Origin of the sequence: Frigoribacterium sp. R86507, from assembly GCF_044597695.1 — a bacterium.
Lineage (GTDB): Bacteria > Actinomycetota > Actinomycetes > Actinomycetales > Microbacteriaceae > Frigoribacterium.
Window position 1 is genome coordinate 919,373 of sequence record NZ_CP139002.1, and the last position, 25,861, is coordinate 945,233.

The 25,861-nt window shown below is 72.4% G+C and carries 18 protein-coding genes; 7 read left to right on the forward strand and 11 right to left on the reverse strand.

The window, feature by feature from the left end:
• The first annotated feature begins 190 nt into the window (after nucleotides 1-190).
• Nucleotides 191-1,759, forward strand: coding sequence for a cryptochrome/photolyase family protein (locus SJY14_RS04500; RefSeq protein WP_396599913.1), 1,569 nt, complete (start codon nucleotides 191-193; stop codon nucleotides 1,757-1,759).
• Between the two features lie 264 nt (nucleotides 1,760-2,023).
• Entirely contained in the window at nucleotides 2,024-2,644 is a 621-nt protein-coding gene (locus tag SJY14_RS04505; RefSeq protein WP_396599914.1) for a hypothetical protein, read from the forward strand.
• Between the two features lie 279 nt (nucleotides 2,645-2,923).
• Here the strand turns inward: SJY14_RS04505 and SJY14_RS04510 are convergent, their stop codons facing one another.
• Both SJY14_RS04510 and SJY14_RS04515 read right to left on the reverse strand, forming a co-directional pair.
• On the reverse strand, nucleotides 2,924-4,093 hold the full coding sequence (locus SJY14_RS04510; protein ID WP_396599915.1) for an SGNH/GDSL hydrolase family protein: 1,170 nt from the start codon (nucleotides 4,091-4,093) through the stop codon (nucleotides 2,924-2,926).
• Nucleotides 4,094-4,151: 58 nt separating this feature from the next.
• A complete protein-coding gene (locus SJY14_RS04515; protein ID WP_396599916.1) occupies nucleotides 4,152-5,843 on the reverse strand; it encodes an ABC-F family ATP-binding cassette domain-containing protein in 1,692 nt (563 codons plus the stop codon).
• Nucleotides 5,844-5,875: 32 nt separating this feature from the next.
• On the opposite strand from SJY14_RS04515, the gene SJY14_RS04520 reads away from it, so the two are divergent.
• Together SJY14_RS04520 and SJY14_RS04525 are read left to right on the forward strand one after the other, a co-directional pair.
• Nucleotides 5,876-6,010, forward strand: coding sequence for a hypothetical protein (locus SJY14_RS04520; RefSeq protein WP_396599917.1), 135 nt, complete (start codon nucleotides 5,876-5,878; stop codon nucleotides 6,008-6,010).
• A 103-nt stretch (nucleotides 6,011-6,113) separates the two neighbouring features.
• A complete protein-coding gene (locus SJY14_RS04525) occupies nucleotides 6,114-6,689 on the forward strand; it encodes a hypothetical protein (RefSeq protein WP_396599918.1) in 576 nt (191 codons plus the stop codon).
• 42 nt (nucleotides 6,690-6,731) lie between these two features.
• Here the strand turns inward: SJY14_RS04525 and SJY14_RS04530 are convergent, their stop codons facing one another.
• The 9 genes from SJY14_RS04530 to SJY14_RS04570 form a co-directional block, all read right to left on the reverse strand.
• On the reverse strand, nucleotides 6,732-7,154 hold the full coding sequence (locus SJY14_RS04530; protein ID WP_396599919.1) for a hypothetical protein: 423 nt from the start codon (nucleotides 7,152-7,154) through the stop codon (nucleotides 6,732-6,734).
• The gene (locus SJY14_RS04535; protein WP_396599920.1) at nucleotides 7,151-7,513 is read right to left on the reverse strand and encodes a hypothetical protein; all 363 of its coding nucleotides are present in this window, start codon (nucleotides 7,511-7,513) and stop codon (nucleotides 7,151-7,153) included. Before SJY14_RS04535 ends, SJY14_RS04530 begins: the two co-directional genes overlap by 4 nt.
• Before the next feature lie 135 nt (nucleotides 7,514-7,648).
• Nucleotides 7,649-8,035 carry a hypothetical protein gene (locus SJY14_RS04540; protein WP_396599921.1) on the reverse strand — a complete coding sequence of 129 codons (387 nt, stop codon included), beginning with the start codon at nucleotides 8,033-8,035 and terminating at the stop codon, nucleotides 7,649-7,651.
• A complete protein-coding gene (locus SJY14_RS04545) occupies nucleotides 8,032-13,491 on the reverse strand; it encodes a DUF6531 domain-containing protein (protein ID WP_071256373.1) in 5,460 nt (1,819 codons plus the stop codon). The genes SJY14_RS04540 and SJY14_RS04545 overlap by 4 nt, the downstream gene beginning before the upstream one ends.
• Before the next feature lie 111 nt (nucleotides 13,492-13,602).
• Nucleotides 13,603-13,884 (reverse strand): pyrophosphorylase, encoded by a 282-nt coding sequence (locus SJY14_RS04550; protein ID WP_071256375.1) that lies wholly within the window; start codon nucleotides 13,882-13,884, stop codon nucleotides 13,603-13,605.
• Nucleotides 13,885-13,992: 108 nt separating this feature from the next.
• Nucleotides 13,993-14,793, reverse strand: a complete 801-nt coding sequence (locus SJY14_RS04555) for a hypothetical protein (RefSeq protein ID WP_071256376.1) — start codon at nucleotides 14,791-14,793, stop codon at nucleotides 13,993-13,995.
• Nucleotides 14,794-14,935: 142 nt separating this feature from the next.
• Nucleotides 14,936-16,081 carry an Imm26 family immunity protein gene (locus tag SJY14_RS04560; protein WP_396599922.1) on the reverse strand — a complete coding sequence of 382 codons (1,146 nt, stop codon included), beginning with the start codon at nucleotides 16,079-16,081 and terminating at the stop codon, nucleotides 14,936-14,938.
• A gap of 51 nt (nucleotides 16,082-16,132) precedes the next feature.
• The gene (locus tag SJY14_RS04565; RefSeq protein WP_071256379.1) at nucleotides 16,133-16,543 is read right to left on the reverse strand and encodes a hypothetical protein; all 411 of its coding nucleotides are present in this window, start codon (nucleotides 16,541-16,543) and stop codon (nucleotides 16,133-16,135) included.
• 137 nt (nucleotides 16,544-16,680) lie between these two features.
• Nucleotides 16,681-16,962 (reverse strand): hypothetical protein, encoded by a 282-nt coding sequence (locus SJY14_RS04570; RefSeq protein WP_054147110.1) that lies wholly within the window; start codon nucleotides 16,960-16,962, stop codon nucleotides 16,681-16,683.
• A 161-nt stretch (nucleotides 16,963-17,123) separates the two neighbouring features.
• Between SJY14_RS04570 and SJY14_RS04575 the strand changes: the two genes are divergently transcribed.
• The 3 genes from SJY14_RS04575 to SJY14_RS04585 all read left to right on the forward strand — a co-directional run bounded on the left by SJY14_RS04575 (nucleotide 17,124) and on the right by SJY14_RS04585 (nucleotide 25,835).
• A complete protein-coding gene (locus tag SJY14_RS04575) occupies nucleotides 17,124-19,949 on the forward strand; it encodes a hypothetical protein (RefSeq protein ID WP_083396378.1) in 2,826 nt (941 codons plus the stop codon).
• The gene (locus tag SJY14_RS04580) at nucleotides 19,946-21,355 is read left to right on the forward strand and encodes an ABC transporter substrate-binding protein (protein WP_083396379.1); all 1,410 of its coding nucleotides are present in this window, start codon (nucleotides 19,946-19,948) and stop codon (nucleotides 21,353-21,355) included. The genes SJY14_RS04575 and SJY14_RS04580 overlap by 4 nt, the downstream gene beginning before the upstream one ends.
• Nucleotides 21,356-21,431: 76 nt before the next feature.
• Nucleotides 21,432-25,835, forward strand: a complete 4,404-nt coding sequence (locus SJY14_RS04585) for an FtsK/SpoIIIE domain-containing protein (protein WP_396599923.1) — start codon at nucleotides 21,432-21,434, stop codon at nucleotides 25,833-25,835.
• The last annotated feature ends 26 nt before the right edge of the window (nucleotides 25,836-25,861 follow it).

A 25,861-nucleotide genomic window follows, 5' to 3' on the forward strand; every position in this document is an offset into this window, starting at 1 on the left:
GTCGTACGGATGGTCGTGCGGTGGTCGTCGTGCGAGCGGGCCGTGGTCCGTCGGGGCCGTGACCCGACCGGGCCGGGCCCGGGCGAACCGGGGCGACCCGGGCTGCACGTCAATGAGACGCCGGGTCCACCCCGTTCGTCACGGTGAACATGCTGGCAACCCGCTGAGTGCCCGCGTCTACTGTCGGGGCATGCAGCGCACCCGGTGGATCTTCCTCGACCAGCTCGGCCCGCACTTCGACGACGGCGACCCGATGCTGCTGATCGAGAGCCGTTCGTCGTGGCAGGGTCGCACCCTGCACCGCGCCAAACTGCAGCTGATCCTGTCCGCCATCCGGCACCGGGCGGCGGAGCTGGGCGACCGCGTCGACTTCCGGCAGGTCGAACATTATTCCGAGGCCCTCGAGGGGCGGGACGACCTGCAGGTGATCGATCCCACGTCGTACCGGGCCCGCCGCCTCGTGCGGTCGGTCGGCGCCGAGGTGCTGCCGAGTCGCGGCTTCGTCTCGAGCGAGGCCGAGTTCGCCGAGTGGGCCGCCGGTCGCCAGGGCGGTCGCGGCTCGGGCCGGTCCGGCGGGGCGACGGCGGACGCCGACGACGCCCGTCGAGGAGGCGCGGGTCGACCGACCGGCGCGTCCGGTGGTCGACCGGCACCGCGCCTCCTGATGGAGGACTGGTACCGGGCCGTGCGCCAGCGCACGGGCCTGCTGATGGAGGGTCCGCAGCCCGTCGGAGGCCAGTGGAACTACGACCACGACAACCGCGAGAAGCCGCCGAAGGGTGCCGCCACCCTCGGCCTGCCGCCGCAGGAGTGGCCCGCCGAGGACGACATCGACGCCGAGGTGCGGGCCGACCTCGAGCGCTGGGAGCGCGAGGGGGTCGTCCGGCTCGTCGGCGACGACGCGCCTCGCCGGTTCGCCGCGACCCGGGCCGAGGCGACGGCCGCCCTGGCGGACTTCGTCGAGGTGCGGCTGCCCGACTTCGGCCCGTTCGAGGACGCCACCCTGTCGGGCGACTGGACGATGGCGCACTCGCTGCTCAGCGCCCCCATGAACCTCGGACTGCTCGACCCGCGCGAGGTCGTCGAGGCCGCCGTCGCGTCGTACCAAGCTGGCGACGCCCCCCTGCGCAGCGTCGAGGGGTTCACCCGGCAGATCGTCGGCTGGCGCGACTGGGTCTGGCACCTCTACTGGCACCTCGGAGAGGACTTCGCGACGACGAGCAACGCGCTCGGGGCGACGCAGCCCCTGCCCGAGGTGTTCGCCGGGCTCGACGTCGAGGCGGTCGAGGCCGAGTGCCTCGGCGACACGCTCGACGGGCTGCGACGGCACGGTTGGAACCACCACATCCAGCGGCTGATGATCCTCGGCAACTGGGCCCTGCAGCGCGGGGTCGACCCGGCCGCCCTCAACCAGTGGTTCGTCGACATGTACGTCGACGGCACGCCCTGGGTGATGCCCGCGAACGTCGTGGGCATGTCGCAGCACGCCGACGGCGGCATCGTCGCGACCAAGCCGTACGCGTCGGGTGGCGCCTACATCAACCGCATGACCGACCACTGCGGCTCGTGCCGGTTCGACCCGAAGAAGCGACTCGGCGAGGACGCCTGCCCGGTGACCGCCGGGTACTGGGCGTTCCTCGACCGCGTCGAGCCGGTGCTCGCGGGCAACCCGCGCATGGGTCAGCAGTTCGCCGGGCTGCGCGGGCTCTCCGACCGTGAGGCCGTCGTCGAGCAGGAGCGCACCCGCACGACCTGGTGACGCGCGGCGCGGTGGCGTCGGCGTCGGGGCCGGGCCATCGCCTCCCCTCGCGAGCACCGGTCGGAGTGGAACCACCCCTGTGCCGTCGAACCACGCACCTGTGTGGTTCGACGGCACATCGGCGGTGCGGCTGTGGCGGCGGCGCTGGCGGCGCTGGCGGCGGCGGTCGAGTCGGCCCCGTCGGGGTCCTCGGAGGCGCCCCTCGTTAGGGTGACGTCAGCACCGGGCGCAGCGAGCCCGCGGCAGATCACGAGGGAGTCCCCGATGACCACGACCATGCGCAGAACGGCCGTGACGGCCACCACCACGGGCGTGCTCGCCCTCGGCCTGCTGCTCGCCGGCTGCACCTCAGGAGGCGCGGGTGGCGGTGACGACGCCGGTTCCGGCGGGTCGTCGGCCGGCTCGGGCGGCTCGGGGTCGACCGCGTCCGGCGAGGGCACCTTCGACGACCTCGCCAGCTGCGACGACGTCGGCTCGGCGCTCGGCGGTGTCGTGGACGGCCTCGAGCTGCGCGACGACAGCACGTTCTCGGGCGACCAGGCGAACTGCCAGTGGGCGACCCCGACCACCGAGGCCACCGACGCGGCCGACGTGACGGCGATCGTCGTCCTCGCCCAGCGCCAGGAGTTCAGAGCCGACGACATCAGCGCCCAGACCTCGCAGATCGAGGGCACCGAGGGAGTCGAGACCGTCGAGGACTCGCGCGTCGGTGCGTTCGGTGGCCAGGCGTTCTCGCAGACGGTGACGCAGCAGGGCATCACGGCCTCGGCCAGCACGATCCTCTCGCCGCACGGCCTGATCGCCGTCACGGCGACGGGTGCGGGCGACGCCGCCCCGCTCAGCACCGACGAGACGCTCGACGCCGCCTACGGCCTCTTCGACTGAGCCGCGCCGGGGCGGGCGCCGTCCTCGTGACGCGCCCGCGCCTCCTCGTCCACCCATTCCTCTGCCGACACGTCGCTCGAGTGGGCAGAAGATGCTCTCCGTCCGGCTGCGAGCGACATCTCCTGCCCACTCGACGTCACGTGCGGGCGAGCGCGGGCGGGCACGGGCGCCGAGTGGGCAGAAGATGCTCTTCGCCGACGGGTGAGCAGCATCTTCTGCCCACTCGGCGCAGCGACGCCCAGCCGAGCCGAGCCGAGCCGTGCCGTGCCGAGCCGCGGCTCAGCGGACGCTGAGCTGCTCAAGCACGTAGTCGGCGATGACGCGCTGGCCGGCGTCGTTCGGGTGCACCCCGTCGGCCGAGAGCAGCGAGGCGACCCCGTCGGCCGGCAGCGCGTCCGCGAGGTCGATGTAGGCACTGCCGGTCTCGTCGGCGAGGCGCTGCACGACCGCGTCGTACTCGGACGCGTCCCCGGCCAGTCCCTCGGTGAGGTTCGTCCCGGGCACGAACTCGCCCATCAGCATGACCGACGGCGGGTCGTCGAGGCTCTGCAGGCCGTCGATCAGGGTGCGGTAGTCGTCCTCGAACTGGTCCGGCGTGCGGCTGAACGCGTCGTTGGCGCCGAGCGTGATCGTGACGAGGTCGGGTTTCGTCGCGGCGATGGAGTCGAGGTACCCGGGCAGGTCGGCCGTGAACGTGCGGGCCGTGGCGCCGGAGCGGGACGAGTCGAAGAGCGTGATGCCGCGGTCGCGATCCCCGTCGAAGGCGGTCAGACCCTCGATGTCGACGGGCGTCTCGGCGTGGATGGTCACGGTGTGGGCCCCCGCGTCGAGCCCGGTCACGGACGAGATGCCGCTGGTGGCCATCGAGTCGCGCGTGTCGACCTCGACCGCGTCGCCGTCGTCGACCGTGTAGCTGAAGGTGCCGCGGCCGCTCGACCACCAGAGGTCGAGGTCGGTGCCCGTGAACGGGTACGTCGTGGTCGCGCCGGCGCCGAGCGTGACCGAGCGGTAACCGAGGTCGGCGGTGCGGGACGAGGCCGACACCGAGCCCTCGCTGCTCGAGGCCCAGCGCGCCCAGGTCGACGCCGGGGGAGCGACGGCGAACGCGGCCGGCCGGTAGCCGACCCCGCCCGGCACGTCGTCGGTCGGGTAGCGCTCGCGCAGGCCGTCGAGGGTCAGGTCGATCCAGCGGGAGTCCACGGTCGAGGCGCCCATGCCCTCGGAGATCGAGTCGCCGACGGCGACCCAGCGGGCGGAGTAGTCGTCACGGTCGTCGAGGGCGGTGGCCCAGTCGGCGAGCTCCGAGGAGGCGCGGGTCGGCAGGGCAGACGAGGTCCCGTCCGCGGAGGCGCCGCCCGTGGGCTCGCTCGGGGTTGTCGGGTTCGCGGTGCAGCCCGTAAGCAGGGCAAGGGCGACGGCGACCGCGACCAGTCGGGTGGTTCGGGTCATGACGACGACGGTAGTCGAGGCCCGGGGGAGTCGTTCACCGGCAGCGTCGTCGGCGGGCTCACGATTCGGTGACGGTGCCGCCCTCGACCCTCCAGTGGCGGTCGAGCCGGACCGTCTCGAGCATGCGCCGGTCGTGGGTGACGAGCAGCAGTGTGCCGTCGTACGACTCGAGGGCCTGCTCGAGCTGCTCGATGGCGGCGAGGTCGAGGTGGTTCGTGGGTTCGTCGAGCACGAGCACGTTGACGCCGCGGGCCTGCAGCAGGGCGAGGCCGGCCCGGGTGCGCTCGCCGGGCGAGAGCTCGTCGACCGGGCGCGAGACGTGGTCCGCCTTGAGCCCGAACTTGGCGAGCAGCGTCCGCACCTCGGCCTGGGGCCAGTCCGGCACGAGCGCCTCGAACGCGTCGGCCAACGGCACGTCGCCGGCCAGGAGTGCGCGGGCCTGGTCGATCTCGCCGACGGCGATGCTGGCTCCGCGACTCGCGCCTCCTTCGCTCGGCTGCTGCCGGCCGAGCAGGCCGCGCAGCAGGGTCGACTTGCCGGCGCCGTTCGGGCCGGTGATGCCGATGCGGTCGCCACCGTCCACCTGCAGCGACACCGGACCGAGCACGAACTCGCCCGTGGCGGGATCGCCCTGGCGGAACACGGCCCCGCTCAGGGTCGAGACGACCGAGCTCGACCGGGGGGCCGCGCCGATGGTGAACTCGAGCTGCCACTCTTTGCGCGGCTCGTCGACCTCGTCGAGGCGGGCGATGCGGCTCTCCATCTGGCGGACCTTCTGGGCCTGCTTCTCGCTCGACTCGGCCGACGCCTTGCGGCGGATCTTGTCGTTGTCGGGTGCCTTCTTCATCGCGTTGCGGACGCCCTGGCTCGACCACTCGCGCTGCGTCCGGGCACGACCGACGAGGTCGGCCTTCTTCTCGGCGAACTCGTCGTAGGCCTCGCGGGCGTGACGGCGGGCCGTCTCGCGCTCGTCGAGGTAGGCGTCGTAGCCACCGCCGAAGACCCGGTTCGACGACTGCGCGAGGTCGAGTTCGAGCACCTTCGTGACGCACCGGGCGAGGAACTCGCGGTCGTGGCTGACGAGGACGATGCCGCCGCGCTGCCCCTGCACGAAGCGCTCGAGTCGTTCGAGGCCGTCGAGGTCGAGGTCGTTGGTGGGTTCGTCGAGCAGCGCGATGTCGAAGCGGCTGAGCAGCAGGGCGGCGAGGCCGACGCGGGCGGCCTGGCCTCCGCTGAGGCCGGTCATGGGGCTGTCGAGGCCGACGGCTCCGTCGCCGTCACGGTCGAGGCCGAGGTCGGCGAGCACCTGGGGCAGACGCTCGTCGAGGTCGGCGGCGCCGCTGGCGAGCCACCGGTCGAGGGCGGTCGAGTAGACGTCGGCCGGCTCGAGGCCGTCGGGGCGCGGGGCCGGATCGAGGTCGCCGAGGGCTGCCGCGGCGGCGTCCATCTCGGCGGTCGCCTGCGTGCTGCCGGTGCGGCGGCCGATGTAGTCGGCGACGGTCTCACCGGGCACACGCTCGTGTTCCTGCGGCAGCCAGCCGACGAAGGCGTCGCCGGGGTTGAGGGTGATCGTGCCGGCCTGCGGCTCGTCGACCCCCGCGAGGAGGCGCAGCAACGTCGACTTGCCGGCCCCGTTGACGCCCACCACGCCCACGACGTCGCCCGGGGCGACGGTCAGGTCGAGGTCGTCGAACAGGGTGCGGTGCCCGTGGCCACCGGCCAGGCCCTTGGCCACGAGTAAAGCGCTCATCCGGCCATTCTCGCGTACCGCAGGAGGCGCGGGTGGCGTCACCCGCGCCTCCTGCGGTCGGTCTCGCTCGTGTCGGTGGGGCCGCGGTGGACGCCCCGCCGAGCGTGGTGCTGCGCGGGGCCGAGCTCGAGTCCTTCCGGGCGTGGGTCGCGGCGCTGCCGTCCTGACCGAGGGTCCTCTGTCGTCACCGGACCGGTCTGTCCTGGGCTGCTAGCGTCGACGGGGCGGTCGGCATCCGGCCGCGACAAGCCACTTGTAGGGGAGACCACCATGTCGACGACGACGAACACGCGAACGCGGGCCTTCGGGGCGATCGGGGCCGTGGCGCTGAGCGTGTTGCTCGCCGGGTGCTCGGCGGGCTCGTCCGAGGAGGCGGCCGGAGGGGGTGACTCCGCCGAGACGAGCGCCTCGACCCCGGCGGCGACTCCGGGCCAGGCGTCGTGCGACCTCGAGGGTGGCGTGACCGGGACGGTCGAGCTGACCGAGACGGCCGACGCCTACGAGGTCGTCTTCACGGGACTGCCCGTCGACGGCGACACGGACAACGCGACGTTCATGCTCGTCCTCAGCGGCGACTACGAGACGGTGTTGTCGTCGGACTACAGCGCCGGCACCTTCCGCTCGGCCACCGTGACGGTCGGAGTCGACGGCGAGCGGGTCGACGTGCCCGACGCGGCCACAGCCTCGGGTGACGTCGTCACGGCCGTCTACCCGAAGAGCACGGGAGCCCTGGCCGACGTCGAGCCGACCCGCTGGTACCCGAACGTCATCTACTCGGTCAGCGGCACGTCGGACTCCGTCCGGTGCGGCAACGGGACGGTCTTGCCCTACGAGCCGCTGAGCTGAGGCTCGAGGCGGCGCGGCGCGGCTCGACGCGTGGGGCCCTCGTCAACCTTGCGTCGCGGGTGCATAACCGTAGACGAGAGGTGACTTGCCGAACAGTTCGAAGGCACCACGGGCCGACCACGATCCCTCACCGATCGTGAACACGTAGTGGCCACCCGGAGTGAGCCGAGCGGCGATCTCGGCACTGTTGTCTTCGGTGACACCCTCCTGCAGTAGCAGGACTCCGCAGTCGTCGGTGCGGATCTCGACCTGGGCCCGCGAGCTGCCTGCTCCGATCCGGGAGACCGAGGAGCGGACCCCGCCTTCCGCGGACGTCACCGTGCACGTGACGTCGGTCTGATGCGTTTCGTCGTACCGGATGAGTGCGGTGGGAGCCACGACGAACAGGCCCACGCCGATGATGAGTGGACCCAGGACGATCGCGGCGACGATCAAATTGTTCTTCGACCGTTTGGGGGACCTCATCCCCGCTTCTCGGCGCCGGGCATCGAACGCCAGGAGTATCCGGCGAAGACTCCTCCGGCGATGACGCCGAAGATCCAGGCGTACTGGACGGACCCCACGACGTCCTGCAGGGCGACGATGGCGATGAGCACGAGCGGGACGAGAAGCAACGCCCCGATGGCGACGGCCCGGTTCCGAGGCGGGAACGCGAAGATGAGCGCACCGTAGGCGACGCCGGCCACGAGGGTCACGAGCGTTGGCACGAGCCCCGCGCCGGCAGCCGTGACCGTCACCAGGACTCCGACGACCACCCCGGCGACAGCGATGACAGCTGCCACCGGCGTGAGCGGTTTCTTGGCTCGTGCAGTCGTATTCTTCATGACCCAGTCGTCCGACTGCGAAGGCGGTCTGCCTCGGCTGCTTCTACCAGTCGGTCTGGGCCCACGATCCCCAGCTTCATGCATCCTCGACGGGTCTCGCAACGATGTCCTGGGGAGGATGCGCTCGCGCTGCCGTCACCAGGCGCCGCCTGCTTGGAGGTAGGCCTGGGCGAGCACGGCCTGAGCGCCGAGGAACAGGACGAGGAACGGGACGAGGATGGCGATCGCCAGGATCTTCTGCGGTCGGGTGGGGGCGGGCGCGCTCGCCGGCGTCTTTCCTCGCCACCACGTGATCGTGAGGACGATCGGGATCGCGACGAGCGAGTACACCGGCACGCCGAACTCCCTCGCCAGCCTGTTGTAGGTGACGGTGGTCGTCCAGGGCACCTGGACGAGGACCACGATCAGCAGGGCCGTGGCCACCAGCGCCGCGATCCCGTTCACGAGCCTGATGCGGTTCATGAAACCGTGGTCGTGGTCGTGGTCGTGGTCGGCGTCCGTGGTCGTCACGTCTGTGGTCACGGGAGGGCTCCTGTCTGTTCCAGCACGAACTGCGTGCCGTCCATCATCCATGAGGCATGCTGACCGGCCCAAGCCGTTCCGACGTGGGCGGCCACGTTCGTGGCACCCAACTCCGCTGCGCCGGGGAAGTGTGTCATCACGCTGCCACCGACGACGTCGAACCCGATATCGGCGACCGAGTAGTCATCACCCGTTATCCCTCGCTCCGCCAATCCGCCGCCGGCGCTCCCGAGACTGCCGATGCCGTATCGGACCACAGGCCGGAGGGCGGACATGGCCGCGGGCAGAGCGTCGGCTGCTGCCCCGGCGTTCGCAGTGAGGCCACCGCTCACGAACCCGCCGACGAACGATCCGCCGGCATCCGTGAGGTCCCACTCGCTCTGCGGGGTCGTCACGTAATAAGTCCCCACGTTGCCGGCACCGCCCACGACGGCATTGGAGATGGTGTTCCTGCCGATCTGAGAGGTGACGGCCCGGGTCGTGGCGCTGAACGCCTTTTGGCCGGCGTTGGCCATTGCGGAGCCCACGCGGCCTCCAGCATTCGTCAACGCCGAGCCTGCGCGGCTGGCCCCGCTGCTCAGGAGGCTCGCAGCACGGCCACCGAAGGCACTCGCGAACGCACTGGCACCGGCGCTCGCCCCACCGAGCACGCCCCCGATCAGGGCGTCCGTCCCGGCTTTGCTCCAGTCGACCTCGCCCGTGGTGGCCTTCTGCGAGGCGACCGAGATGCCCCCCGAGAGCAGGGCGCCGGACGCCGCCATCAACGCGATGCCCGCCGGTCCGCCGACGCCCGTGGCCATGAGCGCGACACCTCCCACGATGGCGGCACCAGCGACGACGTACTCCCAGTTGTCGTCCCACCAGTCGCCGGCGTTGGCCCAGGCGCCCTGGGTGGCCTTCGCGTAGTCAGCGAGGTCGGCGTCGGTGGCCGGCCGCAGTCCGAGGGGGTCGAGGGCGTGCAGGGGGTCGTTGCCCGCGTACGAGTACGGGTTGCCCGCCCAGGCCGCGCCGGTCACCGGTGCGAGCGGGTCGACCGAGAGGAACCCTCGGGCGGTCGGGTCGTAGACCCGGGCCCCGAGCCAGTCGAGCCCGGCGACCTGCAGACCACCGGTGGCCGTGAGCGTCATCCCACCGGGCAGCTCCGGTCCGGCCGTCGAGGAGGCGCGGTCGGCGCCCCAGGGGTCTGTCGCGTCGGTCGCGTGGGCACCCCGCCAGGCCGAGGCGAGCCAGTCCTCGCCGACGCGGGTCGCGCCTCCCGGAAGCGTCGTCACCGACGAACCGCCGAGCGAGACGAGGGAGGGGAGGGGGCTGGCGCTGTCCCACCAGACGTCGGCTCCGTCGACGGTCGCGAGCTCGCCCAGGGCGTCGACCCAGAGCGACGTGCGCTCGACCACTCGGGCGTCGGCGTCGCGGCGCGTGATGTCGGTCAACCAGCCGAGGGCCGACCAGGCGTACTCGGTGTACGTGCCGTCGTCGGCGATCTCGCGGACGCGTCGGCCGAGGCCGTCGTGGACGTACTCGACCCGTCGCCCATCGGCCAGGTCGCGGCTGGTGATCTGCCCGGCGGCGTCGTGGGTCGACGTCGTGGTGACGCCGTCGTGGGTCTCGGCGACGAGACGGCCCGCCAGGTCGTACGTCCAGGTGGCGAGGCCGCCGGAGCCCGTGCGCAGCGTCGTCAGCTGGCAGGCGTCGTCGTAGCCGTACTCGACCGTGCCCGAGGGGCCGTCGATGCGAGCGATGCGGGCTGACGCGTCGCGGGTGATCGTGGTCGTCGTGGCGCCGTCGACGCCGGTGGTGGTGTGCTCGGCGAGGGCGCCGTCGTCGTACGACCACGCCTGGAGCAGGTCGCCGCCGGTCGAGGCGACGATGCGGCCCGAGGCGTCGTACGACACGGTCGACTCGACTCCGGCGTGCACGATCGATACGACCCGCCCCGCGAGGTCGCGGCGGTACTCGGTGCGGGTGCCGTCCGGGTCGACGCGCGCGGTGCGGCGGCCGTCGGCGTCGTACTCCCACGCGATCGCCGAGTCGCCTCGCGAACGACGCACGAGCCCACCGCGCCGGTCGTACTCGAGCCGGTGCTCTACGTCGTGGCCCGCTCCGTTCGTGTGGTCGGTGACCGTGATCGCGCGGGTGACGGGGTCGACGCTGACCGTGCTCGTCTCGCGCCCGTCGACGCTCGTCGTCGCCGGTCGTCCGGCGGCGTCGTGCAGCCACTCGGTGACGTGCCCGTCGGGGTCGCGTTGCCGCAGCTGCCGTCCGGCGGCGTCGTACTCGGCGGTCGTCGTGCGGCCCAGGGGGTCGACGACGCTCGTGACACGGTCGGCCGCGTCGTATTCGCGACGCGTGACACTACCGAGCGGGTCGGTGATCGCGACGACGCGGCCGCGCAGGTCGTACTCGTAGCGGGTGACCCCACCGAGTCCGTTGACGGCTTCGACGAGTTGGCCGGCGGCGTCGTAGCGGAAGCGGCGTTGCCCGTAGCGGGTGTCCTGGGTCGAGGTGAGTCGTCCGGCGGCGTCGTAGCCGAACCGGGCGGTGCCCTGGCCGGGCACCCGGCGGGCCACGATGCGTCCGGCGGCGTCGTGGTCGATGCGTTCGACCTCGCCGGTGGGCAGGGTGCGGGCGACGACCCGGGAGTCGGCGTCGTAGGTCAGGGTGGTGCGTGCTCCGAGCGGGTCGGTGCTCGCGGCGGCGCGTCCGCAGGCGTCGTACTCGTAGGTCGTGCGGGCGCCGGTGGGGGTGACGACGGCGGTGACGCGTCCGGCGAGGTCGCGTTCGAGGCGGGTGAGGCCGCCTTCGCCGTCGACGAGTTCGACGACGCGTCCGCACCGGTCGTAGGTGGTCAGCTCGGCTGATCCGTCGGGCGCCTCGGTCGCGACGGGGCGGCCGTATTCGTCGAACCGGACGGTGGTCGTGGTGAACGCGTCGCGCAGGGTGCCGGTGCCGTCCGCCTGGTCGACCCGCGCCTCCTGACGCACGCCGGTGGGATCGACGGTCGCGGTGAGGGCGCCGGTGACGTCGTACTCGCGGGTCCAGTCGTGACCGGCCGGGTCGGTGACCGTCCGCAGCCGCGAGAGAGCGTCCCAGCCGAAGCGGTTCTCGCCGCCGTCGGGCAGGACGATCGCCGACAGGTTGCCCTGATCGTCGAACCGCCGCGAGACGACGCGACCGAGCGGGTCCGTGGTGGTCTCGAGCTCGCCGTGGGGGCCGTAGCCGTACTCGGTGCGCGCACCGAGGGGGTCGACCACGGCCGTCACCCGGGCACCGGGCCCGTGCTCGAACCGCCAGGTCGCCCCGTCGGGGTCACGGCGCGCGGTCAGCAGCCCCGCGGCGTCGTACGTGAAGGTCGTCCGTGCACCGGACGGGCTGGTGGCGACGACCGGTCGGCCCGTGTGGTCGCGCTCGATCCGCGCGACGTCGCCCACGGCGTTCGTGGTCGCGACGAGGTCGCCGAACGCGTCGTAGACGCAGACGACCGTGACTCCGGTCGGGTCGACCACGCGCTCGAGCAGACCGTCGCGCCAGATCAGCTCGGACCGCCCGCCCTCGGGGTCGACGATCACCGACGGGTCGCGGTCGTCGCCGTCGTACTCGTACTGCACCACCGAGCCCGACTCCGTGACGAGGGTCGTGACGCGGTCGAGGTCGTCGTACCCCCAGGTGAGGTCGGCACCCGATGCGGTGACCGTGCGGACCTTGCGGCCGCGGTCGTCGTAGCCGTGCACCGTCGTCGACCCGTCGCGCTCGACGACCGAGACGAGGTTGCCGTGCGGGTCGTAGCTCATCGACTGGCGGTGGTCGTCGGTGTCGAGCACACCGACGAGGCGGCCCTTGGCGTCCGAGATCCAGGTGTTCGAGCGGCTGCCGTCGGTGTCCGACACCACGGTGACACGGCCGCGCAAGTAGGCGAAGCGCACGGTGCGACCGTGCGGGGTGAGCTGCTCGACGACGCGTCCGCGGTCGTCGTACGTGTTGACGGCCTCGACCACTCCGGAGGCGCTGGTCACCTTCTCGATCAGCCCCGCGTCGTTCCAGCCGTAGCGTCGGGTGCCGACCTCGCTCGTCGCGCCGACCAGGCGGCCGGCGTCGTCGTAGGCGTACTCGACCCGGCGGCCGTCCGAGCCGGTGGCGACCGCGACGCGGCCGTCGACGTAGTCGATCTCGATCCAGCGTCCGCGGGCGTGGGTGAGGCGCGCGGGCAGGCCGTCGGGGTGGCGGGCGACCTCGACGGCCGTACCCGCGCCTCCTTCGCTGCCCAGCCAGAGGCCGGACGGGGTGAAGCGCCACCGGCTGCCGGCGTTGTCGCGGACGACGAGCGTCGAGCCCTCGGCGGCGAGCCAGAAATTCTCGCCGACGCCGCGGTCCCAGCCCTCGCCGAGCCGCGGGAACAGCACCTGGCGGCCGTCGGCCATCGTGAACGCGGCACCCTCGTCGTCGAGGGTGAGGCGTGTCTCGAGCACCGACGCCCAGCCGGGGCCGAAGAGGCCGACGTGCGGGTCGAGGCTGTTGTACATGCGGCTGAGGCGCAGTGTGCTGTTCGCGCCCGAGAACGCGAGGTCGACCTCGGTCTCGAGGAAGTTGCCCGTGGTCGTGTTCACCGGGTCGACCGAGTAGCCGCTCGTGGGGGCCCCGCCGAAGGCCTGGGTCGGTTCGATGAGGAGGTCGTCGCGGCCGAGCGCGATGCCGGAGGCCTGCAGGGAGGCCGCGATGGCGGCGTTCGACAGCGTCGAGACCGATCCCTCACCACCGGCCTGGGCGAACTTGTCGGCGACGGTGGTGGCCCACGCCGCATCGTTGGCGTTGGCGCCGAGCCAGTCCGAGAGGGCTCGCACGAGGCCGTCGGCGGTGAACGAGCCCCAGTCGCACTGGGTCGCGAACGTGTCGAGGGCGGCGGTCAGCGTGCCCGGCCGCGAGGCGAGCTCGCCGTCGAGGGCCGTCGTCGTCGAGGAGAAGGACCGGAGGTTCGCGGGGAGGGCCGACGAGGTGGGCCCGGCCGAGCCGCCGCCCGTCGGGACCTCGCGTGCCGGCGGCACGTAGGTCGAGCTGAGGACCAGCTGGTCCTCTTTCTTCGTGGTGGGGGGTTGCTCGACGCCGTCGAAGCCGTCGATGAACTTGTCCCAGCCGCTGCGGGCCTCGAGGCGCTCGTAGTACTCCCGCGCCTCTCGCCGGCGGGCGTTCTCCCGCTTCGCCGACTCCATGATCTGGTCGACGAAGTCCGCGGCTTCGCGGAGGGTCTGGCAGAGACCGGACGCACCCACCGCGGCGGTGTCGGCGTTCTCCTTGAACAGGTCGGCGAACAGCCCCGCGAACTCTTGCGAACCCGTGGTCACCGCCGCGGCGCGCGAGGCGGTCTGCCCCTCGACGTCGGTCGCGGCGTTGGTGAACGCCGATTTCAGGTTGTCGGCCGCCCAGAAGCTGAACTTCAGCGGTTCGTTGCCGTGCAGATCGGTCATGTCGTCGTTTCCCCCGGTGCAGATGGATCGATCAGCCGCCGCGTCCCCAGGCCGCGGAGGCAGGAGACACCGGCCGCTCCCGTGGGGAGCAGCCGGTGTCTGCGGTGATGCCTAGGCGCCGCCGCCGGCGGAGAAGATGTTCTGCGAGATCTTGTCGAGCTGGGTGCGCAGCTGCTCGAGTTCGGTCTTGGCCTTGTCGAGGGCGGCCTTGGTCTCGGGCCAGGTCGAGCCGCGGAAGGTGGCGGCGAGCGGGCCGTCCCAGATGTTGGGGTCGGACAGGATGCGGCCCTGGGCGTCGAGCTGGCTGATCTGGTCGGTGAAACCGCCGTTGATGATGCCCTGGACCTGGTTGATGGCCGTCTTGGCCTGCTCGGTCGAAAGAACGCGTGACATGGTTACCCCCTGATGGATTGGCCGGTGAGCGAGACGCGCCCCCGAGGCTCGAACGGCTCGACTTTAGCCTGAAATCGTGCCGAGGGTGCAGAACAGTCTGTTGGTCTTTCAGCCGCGGGCGGTCGGGGCCCACGGGGCCGAGGGCAACGGGCCGCCGGTACGGCTGAAATGGACGGCCGCCGCGACGGCCCGGTCGCGGTACGCCGCGGGGGAGGGGTTGGCTGGCACCGGCTGGCCGGGGCCCGGGGCCGCGACGGCGTCGACGATCTCGTACCAGGGACCCGTGCGGACGTCCATCGTGTGCAGCACGGCGACGGGGACGTCGGCCGGCCGCAGGACGTCCAGCCCGGCGGTGTCGCGGCGCAGCTCGATGCTGCTCGGGACGTTGCCCTTCGGCCCCCGGATCACGGTGCGCAGCCGCTTCTCGGACGGGTCGATCACCTCGAACTGCTCGCGTCCCATGCGCCACAGCAACACGGTGCGGCCGGGCACGGTGGCGGGGTCGGACGGCAGGGCTGCGGATTCGCGAGCTTCGTGTCGGGCGCGGCTGGCCGTGCCGAGGGCGTGACCGAACAGGGCGGCGCCAGCGAAGGTCAGCACCATGAGGATGTTCGGTGGTCCCGACGAGACCATCGGGATGCTCGCGGTGCTGGCCAGGACGATCGGCATCGTGGTGGCCCGGGTCCGGTCGCGCAGCCGGCCCAGCAGGAACGACGCGGCGAGGAGCACGAGCCCGAGGGTGATCACGAGCCCCGGCGTGGCACCGCCCACAAGGGCGATGGCGACGCCGGCGACGAATCCCAGGGCCGAGAGAAGGAGGCGCGTGGACGACGGCATCGCGACCGCCGTCGTCGGGGTCAGCCGCCGGGGTCTCGTCTCGGTCGGTGCCGAGGTGCGGTCGGTGCTCATGGTCCCCCCTGGGTGCCGGCCGTGGGTCGGAGCGTCCGTGCTCGTCGGGACTTCGCCCCCGTCGAGCGGCCCCGGACCCGATCTTGGCACGAACAGGTCTGTCGGGGTGCCCTCAGTGGCAAGGTGAAGACGCCGCCGGGTGTCATGGGTGGTCACCTGGCGGCTCGGATGCGGCCCGGAAGACGGTGGCGGCGCGCTGGGCGTCCGCGGGCAGCAGCTCGTCGAAGCGATCCTCCCAGGGGGCCGTGCCTGCCAAGGCGCGGACAGCTGCAGCGATTCCCGCCGGGGCTCTCGTCGTCCGGAACTGCAGATCTTCGACTTCTTCGGCTGTCGCAGGCCGGCGACGTTCTTCGGAAAAATCCACCACGAACCACGAGTCTGCATCGCCGATGGTCACCTTGTACGCGGGAAGCCATCTGTCTGCATCGACGGGGGCTGTTCCAACGACCTGCCAACCCATGTCGACGAACAACGTGCTCATCGTCTGACCAGCGAGAACCACGTCGTGCTGAAGCGCTTCCTCAGCGTCGCGTTCGGCCGAGGTCTCGTCAGTTCGGAAGTCGTAGACGACGAAGTAGAAGTTCTTCTTCCTGAGGACGCCGACGACATGCGCCACGTACGCCGTGCCGTCACCCACCGGGATGGTGAACAAGTCACCCTGGGTCAAGTTCACAGCGCGCGTCCTTCCGCATCGTGTGGATTGCTTCTGCCTGAATCCCGTGGCAGATCGCTCAGTCGGGGAACAGGTCGTGCGCAGGGGCAGGGCCTCGATCTCGACGACCGAGGCGAGCCGCCGTCGCCTCGCGTCGAAGCTCTCTTCGTACCACTCGTCGGGAGCCGTGCTCACTCGGTAAGCAGGCAGGTACCGGTTCGGATCGCCGTCGGACCTGCCGATGACATCCCACCGGCCCTCGGTGAAAAGCGTGTCGAGGACGAGAGCGGAGAAGAGTGGGGTGGCTCCCTGCAAACCATCGATGGCTCGATCACGGTCGTCGACCACGACGTCGAAAACGACGACGTAGTTCTGGTTCAGGCCGTGGTCTGCCATGACGTGAGCGAGGTAGTACTTGCCGCCACCAAGAGGGATGGTGAACGCGTCACCGGTGTGCGGACGAGCGGTTTCATTCGATTCCATCTGGACTCCCAATACATCGCGGCTCGCAGCCGACGATCTGGGCTGGGTGTCTTCACACTTCGCGAACACGTCCTCCTTCCAGCCTTGTCCTCTGAGGTTCCCTGCCCGGGGCAAAGCCCTAACGCGCAGGACGACAGCGCCGATGATGAGCACGCGATCCTGGACCAGGATCTCGCTGCCCACCCTCGCGTAGACGTTCGCTCGTCAGGGGATGTGTTTCGCGCGCCTCCGGATGTCATCGACCAGAACGACGTACTCGCGCGAGCGTTCGACGTCCGGTGTGCCGTCTGCGTGGATCAGGTACCGGTCGGCCAGGGTGCCTGAGCCGACGCGGAGGCTGGCGACGATGTCGGTGCCGATGCTTTTCACCTCCGCCTGGTCGGACAGGACCCGGAGGGCCTGAGCGTGATCGCGATAAAGAGCAGCGAATTCGCGTTCGCCGATGGCGTCTACGAGTTCAGCGAAGCGATCGAGCAGGGCGGCCAGCTGGAGGTGTTTCGTCATGTTCATCGGATGGGCCACGAGGTCGTCGGCGGCGGCGTCGAAGGCCTCCGTCAGCGCGTCGGCGGTCGCGTCGTCGAACGGGACCGGCTCGTTGCCGTCCGGATCAGCCACGGTGTTCTCCCCCTCGATACCGTGCCGTGGTCGAACGTCCCCGCCTCCCGAGCGTGTTGCGTCGGGTGGCGGGGACGTCCGGTGATGCTGGTGGTGCGTGGTGCTGGCGGTGTTGCGCGCCGGGTGGTGCTCTCCGGTCAGGCGCCGCCGCCGGCGGAGAAGATGTCCTGCGAGATCTTGTCGAGCTGGGTGCGGAGCTGCTCGAGTTCGGTCTTGGCCTTGTCGAGGGCGGCTTTGGTCTCGGGCCAGGTCGAACCGCGGAAGGTCGCAGCGAGGGGGCCGTCCCAGACGTTGGGGTCGGACAGGATGCGGCCCTGCGCGTCGAGTTGGCTGATCTGGTCGGTGAAACCGCCGTTGATGATGCCCTGCACCTGGTTGATGGCCGTCTTGGCCTGCTCGGTCGAAAGAACGCGTGACATGTGGGACTCCCCTGTGGTTGATGACGCCCCCGCGTGAGACCTCCCCCGGGGGCTCGAACGCGTCCGACAGTACCTCATCTTGGGGGTGCTCGACCGATCAGTCTGTGGAGGGTCTCCAGTAGGGTGGCGGAAGGATTGTCATCACGAGGGGACTGGTCGTCATGACCTGGGGAGCACCACACAAGGGCGCCGTCGCGCGCTCGAACCGAGCGACGCACGGCGTCGTCGCGCCACGGAAGCACGGCCGGGCGTTCGCCCTGGTCGGCGTCGTGGGGGTCGTCGCCGTCGTGGCGACGGGCTGCACCTCGGCCACGCCCGCGGTCGCCACCCCGACCCGCCTCCTGCAGACCGTCGAGACGTCGCTGTCGAGCGACGGATCGATCACCGCCGTCGACAGCACCGCGATCTCGGTCGACGACAGCACCGGCACGTCTTCGTCCGCGACCACCGTGTACACGCCGTCCGACGTCGCCGACGACCTGCCGATCCGCGTCACCACGTCGTACCGCACCGCTGACGGCTCCGGCTCCGACCTGGCCGACCTCGAGGGGCACGACGGCCGGGTCGAGATCGACCTCACCGTCGAGAACCTCACCGTCGCCCCGCAGCAGCTGACCTACGACGCGGCGGGCACTTCGCGCACCGATCCGGCCCTGGTCGGCGCACCGCTCAGCATCGCGGCCTCGACCGTGCTGACCGGGGTCTCGCCGAGTGCCGTCGTGACCGACTCCTCGGCCGGCGGTGCCACGACCGACGGCATCGTCAGCGCCGACGCCTCGGGCGACGCCGTGGTCCAGTGGGGCGCCCTGCTGGCCCCGCCCCGCTCGGGAGCGAGCACGACGCTGCACCTCGTCGTGGACGCCGACGACCTCGCGGCTCCGACCTTCGACCTCGCCGCGCAGGCGGGTCTGTCGACCGATCTCTCGGTCGACGGCGTGCTCGCGTCGGCGTTCGACTCGAGCCCGACCTCCGACCTGGCCCTGCAGCAGCGCACCATCGACCTGGTGTCCGACGTCAACCTCGTGCTCAGCCGCGCCGGCGAGACCATCACCGAGGTGCGCACCAACCTGGTCAGCACGTCCGACACCCTCGGCGTCCGGACGGCCGAGCAACTGCGCGACAGCAGCTCGTCGCTGGCGAGCACCATGCAGGGGCTCACCGGGCAGCTGACGTCGCTCGAGGCCGACCTCGGCTCGACGGTCACGTCGACCCAGTCGACCGTCCGGTCGCAGCTGCAGACGACGGTCGCCAGCGTCGACTCGCTGCTGGGCGACACGACGGCGACGGCCCCGACCGTGACGCTCGACGGCGAGGGGTGCGCGACGGTCGTCGCCCCGCCCGCCCAGGCCTCCAGCGTCTACGGCAGCCTGCTGCAGGTGTCGGCGCAGCTCGACGGATACGCCCAGTCGAACGAGGCCTGCCGCGACGAGGTCGCCGCGGCCCTCGACCGTACGGTGGGCCCGGCCGAGCCCGACCTCGAGTCGTGTGTCGACCAGCAGTCGTTGACCTGCTCGCTGTTCGCGTCGTCGTACCTCGTCACGGACTCCCTCATCGGCCTCGTCGACCAGGGGACCGACCTCGCCGACTCGCTGCAGCCCGAGCTCGCCCAGAACGCCATCGACCGCTACACCGACCTCGAGGCGAACCTGACGGCGATCCAGACCGAGCTCTCCGGCCTCGCCACCGACCCCTCGCGGGCGGACGTGGCGACGTCGTTGGCCGCCCTCGACACGGCCGTCGAGTCGGTCGCGACCGGTGCGGGCACGGTCCGCGGCCAGGTGAGCGACCTGCACGACCGTGCCTCGCGGGCCCGTCAGCAGATCGGCGACGCCGACACGCTCGGCTCGATGCAGGCACAGAACGCCGGGATCGCTGACGAGCTCTGCGAGGTCGTGCGCGCCGACGGTGACGAGACCGGTCTCTCGCTCGACCAGGTCGAGCGCCTGCGGTCGTACCTGACCGATCAGGGCTGCCCGGTCGCCGACGACGGGTCGGGCGAACCCGCTCCCGAGCCCGCCACCCTCCGGCCGCCTTTCCCGTACTCGCAACCGATGGACGCCCGCCTGACGGACCAGGCCGCGGCGTGGGACGCCGTGGTCACCGCGACGGACACCCGCGACACCACGCAGGGGCTCGGCGCCTCGCTGGCGGCCCTCGACGAGCGCGTCCAGACGCTGCGCGACGCGGTGGACGACGTCGACGACGCGGTGGAGGGCAACGACGGCTCGGTCGGCGGCTCGGTCGACCGACTGCGCGCCGAGACCGATGCCGCCCTGACCGACGGAGCGCGCCTCCTCGACCGCCTGAACGACGTCAAGACCCAGCAGGACGCCCTCGCCCAGCAGGTCGAGGACGCGTTCGAGAGCGCCGGCGGCGAGGCCGACGCGCAGGTGAAGGCCGTCGTCGGTCAGCAGGTGCGCGTCGTCTCCGAGCAGGGCGCGATCAGCCGTCAGTCGGTGGTCGACGCGTTCGACCGCTCGATCGCCGGTCTCTCGTCGACGTCCGACGTCGTCGTGGGTGACTCCAAGGCGACGATCGAGCAGCAGCGCGGGGCCCTCGGCGAGCAGACCGCGGGTCTCACCGCGGCCCTCGACCAGCAGACCGCCGCGTCGCTCGAACGCATCGGCCAGAGCACGGCGTCGTCCACCCGCGACGTCGAGGGCGCCCGCACGTTGCTGGCCGCCGACCTCGCCGCCGTGTTGCTCGACCTGGGCGACCGCGAGGTCGACGGCTCGGGCATCCTCGGGGCGATGGCGACGAGCGCCGCGAAGGCCGACACCGCCGACTACCAGCTGGCCCTCGCCTCGAAGAACGCCTCGGGCTATGCCAACGTCCGCGCCGACGACATCGCCGGCATCATGCTGCGCCATGCGCAGTTCACGGCGTCGGTCGAGGCGGCCGCGAGCCTGCCCGCCTTCCACCTCGATGTCCCCTCGGGCGCCACGTCGACCACGCTCTATGCCTTCACGATCGGAGCCACCCGATGAGCCACGCGGCCGACGACGTGACCTCCGAGACGACCACCGACGAGGTCGGCGACACGGCGACGGGCCGTCGGCGCACCCCGCGCCGCACCCTCGTCGCCATCGCGGCCGGGGTCGCCGTGGTTGCCGCCGCCTCGGTGGCCGCCGGGGTCGCCGTCCGCGCCGACCGCGAACCCGAGGCGGCCCCCGTGCCGGCATCGGTGCCCGTCGCGCTGACCGCTTCCGGCCTGCCCGACGACACCCGGCTCGGCGTCGTCCTGACCCTCGGTCAGGGCGAGGGGTCCGAGTGGAACGGTGCCGCCCAGGGGGCCCGGGTCGCCGAGCGCCGCTTCGAGCTCGGCGGCACCGACGTCTCGCTCGTGACCGTCGACGACGGCGGCACGGTCGACGGCGCCCGAGCGGCCGTCGAGTCGCTCGTCGACCAGGGGGTCGCCGGCATCGTCGTCGCCTCCGCGGGGCCGCACGTCTCGGGTGCCCTCGACGCGGCGAGCGATGCCGGCGTGCCCGTCGTGCTGCCCTACGGCGCGTCCGACGAAGCCGACGGCGTCTCGGGCGCCTGGTCGACCTCTCCGTCGCAGGCCACCACCGGGGCGGCCCTCGCCGCGGCCCTGGGCGACGCCCGGAGCACGCTCGTCGTCGACCTCGGGGGCGGCTCACCGGTCGGCGTCGAGGTCGCCCGCGTGCTCACGGCGTCGACGATCGGGGACGACAACGCCGTCGCCGACGAGGTCGCCCGACTGACGGGTTCCGCGGCGCCGCTCGACGACCCCGACGCCACGACCGAGGCTCCCGAGCCCGTCACCGACCCGTCCGACGCCGTGGTGCTCAGCGGCTCGGCCGCGCGTCAGGCAGGCCTCGTCTCGGCGCTGCAGGCCACCGACCTCCGGGTGCCCGTGCTGCTGACCCCCGACGCCACGAGCCCCGCCTTCTCGACGGCGCTGAGCGCAGGCGGCGGCAGCCTGTCGAGCGGCTTCGTCACGGTCGGGGTCGACTCGGACGACGCCGTCGCGCTGCGCTCCGACGCCGCGGGGCGGTCGATGTCGGCCTACCTCGGCGCCGTCCGGGTGCTCGCCTCCGACGACGCGGCGACCAACCTGACCGACGACCAACCCTTCTCGGCGGTCGCCGCCCAGGCCGACTCGCGCAGCCACGACGCCGTCGTGGCCCTGGTCCGTGCCGTCGCGACCGCTGACAGCGTCGACCCCGCCGAGGTGTCCTCCGCCTTGTCGTCGCTCTCGCTCGGAGCGGCCGACGGCGTCGCGGGCCCCGCGCTCGACTTCACCGCGGGCACGGCCGCCGGCGGCGGCGAGCTCGAGGTGCTGCACGCCTCGTCGCAGCCGCTCGGACTGCGACCGACCGCCGACGGCGAGTCGCGCATCGTCTGGTTCGCCGACCCGGCCACGAACTGACACCCCCGCGGGCCGGTCGGCCGACCCGCAGCGCGTCGCCCCGACGCCGCCCCGACCGCACGAGAGGACGACCCGCATGCGCCTGGTGATCGAGCTGGACGACCAGCGGCAGAGCGTCGAGGTCGACCGGTGGCGCGGTGCCGCCACCCTGGCCGAGCTGGTCGAGTCGACCGGGGCCACGGTCGCCGCCGACGGTGACCTCTACGTCGACGGCTCGGCCGTCCCGGTGGCGACGCCGCTGCGCGAGCTCACTCTGCTCGAAGGGTCCCGCGTCGCCCGCACGCCCAGCCGTCGGCCGGCCCGAGTCACCGGCTGGAGCGTCACCCTCGCCGGAGGCCTGACCGTCGGCCCGGTCGTCGAGGTGCCCCGGGGTCGGCCGCTCGTCGTCGGCCGCGCGCCCCAGGCCGACCTCGTACTGCCCACCGCCAGCGCGTCGTGGGAGCACTGCACGATCGAGCTCGACCAGGGCGACCCCGACGCGGGCGACGACGCCGGGGCGGGCGACCGTGCCGCGACCGACGGCGTCCGCATCCGCGACGCGGGCTCGACCAACGGCACCGTGGTCGCCGGCGAACGCGTCGACGCCGACGGCGTGCACGTCGACGAGGCCACCACCGTCCTCGTCGGCGGTGCCGTGCTGATCGTGCGGCCCGAGCTCGCCGAGACGCCCGCCCCGGCACCCGGCGCCCTGCGCAACCTGACCCCCGCCGCGACCGCACCGTTCAACCGTCCGCCCCGCCCCGGTCGCGTGGACGACACCGAGCCGGTGCTCCCGCCGACGCGCAAGGACGTCCCGCCCGCCTCGAAGTTCAGCATCATCACGGTCGCCGCACCGCTGGTGCTGGCCGGGGCGATGGTCCTGCTGCTCGGCGACGCCCGGTTCGCGCTCTTCGCGTTGCTCAGCCCGGTCATGGCGATCGGCATGTGGTTCGAGCAGAAGCAGCGCCGCAAGAAGAACCTCAAGGAAGAAGAGGAGCGCTTCGACGCGGCCGTCGACGACTTCCGCGGCGAGATCGCGACGGCCGCCGCCCACGAGGTGCGGCGTCGACAGGAGCTCGCGCCCGACCCCGCGACCGTCTTGCGTCGCGCCGCCCTGCCCACGACGCAGCTCTGGCAGCGGCGGGCGGCCGACGACGACTTCCTCGCCCTGCACGCCGGCATCGGCGACGTGCCCTGGCGCCCGCAGGTCGACGACCGCGGCGTCTCTAGGCAGGACGAGGCCGTCAAGGAGGCGCTGGCCGCGGGCCGTCTGCCGGCCGCCCCGGTCGTCGTGGACCTGACCGACGCGGGCGTGGTCGGCATCGTCGGCGACCGCGCAGGCGCCCTCGCCCTGGCGCGCAGCCTGCTCGCCCAGGCGACCGTGCACGGCGGCCCCGCCGACCTCACCGTCGGCGTGTTCTGCGACCGCGGTCGTGAGGCCGACTGGGAGTGGGCGTCCTGGCTGCCGCACACCCGCCGCGCCGGCAGCAGCACGGGCGAACGGTGGATGTCGAACCAGCGCGAGGCGAGCGCGTCGATCCTCCGCGGCCTGCGCGAGTCGGTCGACGAGCTGCCGACCCCGGCCCTGCTCGTCGTCCTCGACAGCGAGGTGCTGACCGAGGGGCGCGACGCCCCCGCCCGGTCGCTGCTCGGCCACGGCCGCTCGGTGCCCGGCCTCACGCTGCGTCCGCACGAGCGCCCCCACCGGGTCAGCGGGATCGTGATCGCCACCACCGAGGAGCAGCTGCCGGCCGCCTGCACCTCGGTCATCGTCGTCGGCGAGGACGCCGCCGCGACGGTCCACCGCCCCGAGGACCGCTCGCGCGTGGACGACGTCGTCCTGGCCGGCGTCGCCCTCGCCGACGCCGAGGACTGCGCTCGCCACCTGGCCCACCTCGACGACCCCGAGCTGATCGTGCCCGGTGCCTCGCTGCCCTCCCTCGTGCGCCTGCCCGAGCTGCTCGGCACCGAGGCGGCCGACGCCGCGACCATCCGCACGCTCTGGTCCGAGCCGTCCGGCGTCTCGACGCCGATCGGCTCGGCCGAGACCGGCGTGCTCACCCTCGACCTCGTGAAGGACGGCCCGCACGGCCTCGTCGGCGGTACGACCGGTTCGGGCAAGAGCGAGTTCCTCCGGTCGCTCGTCGCCGGCCTCGCGGCGCGCAACGACCCGACCCGCCTCAACTTCGTCCTGATCGACTTCAAGGGCGGGGCCGCGTTCAAGGCCTGCGAACGCCTGCCGCACACCATCGGCACGATCAGCAACCTCGACGAGCAGCTCGCCGACCGCGCCCTGCGTTCGCTCGAGGCCGAGATGGAGCGCCGCCAGCGCGTCTTCGCCCAGGCGGGCGACGACGTCGACAACCTGGACGCGTACCTGGCGACGCGTCCTGCGGAACCGATGCCGCGCCTCCTGCTGGTGGTCGACGAGTTCGCGATGCTCGCCAAGGACTTCCCCGACGTGCTGACCTCGTTGGTCAGCGTCGCGGCCGTCGGGCGCACGCTCGGCGTGCACATGATCCTCGCCACGCAGCGGCCCGCCGGCGTGGTCAACGACGACATCCTGGCCAACACGAACCTCCGCGTGGCGCTGCGGGTGCAGAGCCGCGAGGACTCGAGCAACGTGATCGGCGTCCCCGCGGCCGCGGGCATCGGCCGGGCCCAGACCGGCCGCGCCTACGTGAAGCTCGGCCAGGACGACATCACGCCGGTGCAGACCGCCCTCGTCACCGGTCGCGCCCAGACGGTCGCGGCCGAGCCGGTCGAGGTGCGTCCGATCGGGACGTTCGGCGTCCCCGACCGGCCGCCCGCGCCTCCGAAGGCCCGGGCGTCCGACGCGAACGACCTCGACCTCCTGATCGACGCGATCGTGAAGGCCGACGCCGAGGCGGGCTTCGCGCCGCCGCGCAAGGTCTGGCCGGAGGCGCTGGGCGAGCGGGTCGCGCTGGCCGGTTTCGAGACGGCGCAGGACGGCGCGGGCGCATCTGACAGTCCCGTGTCGGAGACGGCCCCGGCCTCGGCGCCGGTCCCGGCCTCGGCCCCGGTCCCCGTCGTCGGGGGAGTCCGCGGCCCCCTGGTCGCCGCGGCCCTCGTCGACGAGCCCGACCTGCAACGCCAGAGTCCGGCCGGTTGGCGCCTCGACGAGGGCAACCTCATGCTGATGGGGATCGCCGGCAGCGGCACCACGACCACGCTCGCCACGATCGCCCTGACCACGGCGCTCGAGAGCCCGCCCGACGAGCTCGACCTCTACGTGCTCGACCTCGGCTCGCGCGGGCTCGCCCCGCTGGCCGACCTGCCGCACACCGTCGCCTACGTCGGCACGGGCGCCGGTGCGAAGGAGCAGCAGGCGCGGTTCCTCCGGCACCTGCGCACCGAGCTCGAGCTGCGCCGTGCCGCACCGGGGACGAGGAGGCGCGCGATCGTTTTGCTCGACGGCCTCGCCGCCCTGCGCGACGAGTACCAGGACTACGAGGGCCAGCAGCTGCTCGACGTGCTGTACCGCGTCTACGCCGACGGTCCGGGGCTGGGGCTCTCGTTCGCGGTCTCGACGACGCGCGCCAAGGCCGTGCCGTCGGCCATGGACGAGGTGACCACGCAGAAGTGGCTGTTCCGCCTGGCCGACCAGTACGACTACGCGACGTACGGCATCCGCGGCGGCAGCGTCCCCGCGGCCGTTCCGGGGCGCTGCGTGAGCGCGCTGACCGGTCTGCAGATGCACGTGGCGACGCCCCCGGGCACGCTCGAGCAGGCCGTGGCCCGGGTGCGCGAGCGCTGGGCCGGCACGCCGCAGAAGGCCAACGCCATCGGACAGCTGCCCGACGACGTGCGCGTCGACGAGCTCGACGTCGCCCCCGACTTCTCGGGCGAGCCGTGGCTGCTGCCCATCGGCCTCGGCGAGGACGACCTCACGCCCGCGACGCTCGAGGTCTACGAGGGCGAGCACGTCCTCGTCGCCGGACCCGCGCGGTCGGGCAAGTCGACCGTGTTGTGCGCCCTCGCCGAGTCGATCCGGTCGCTGCCGGGGGGCTCGGCAGCAGCTTCGCCGGGTGGCCGGCCCGCACTCTGGGCCATCGTCGACCGACGCTCGCCGCTGGCCTCGGCCGCCCTCGACCGGGTCGCCGTCGGAGCCGACGAGGTGCCGGCCCTGCTCGCCTCGCTGCGCCTCGAACGCGGCCCCGTCGTGCTGCTGGTCGACGACGCCGAGCGCTTCGACGACACCGACCAGGCGATCGCGTCGCTGCTGTCGTCGAACCGGTCGAAGCTCACGGTGATCGCCGCCGGGCGCTCGGCCGACCTGCGCACCCTCTACAGCCACTGGACGAAGACCGTCCGCAAGGCCCGCTGCGGTGTGCTGCTGCAGCCCGACGTCGACTACGACGGCGAGCTGCTCGGCGTGACGCTGCCGCGGCGTGCGCCCGTCGCCCTCACGACGGGACGCGGCTACGCCTGCGTCGGAGGCGCGGTGCGGCTCGTGCAGACCATCAGCCCCAGCGCCTGACGGGCGTCGGCGCCCGTGGCTCGGAG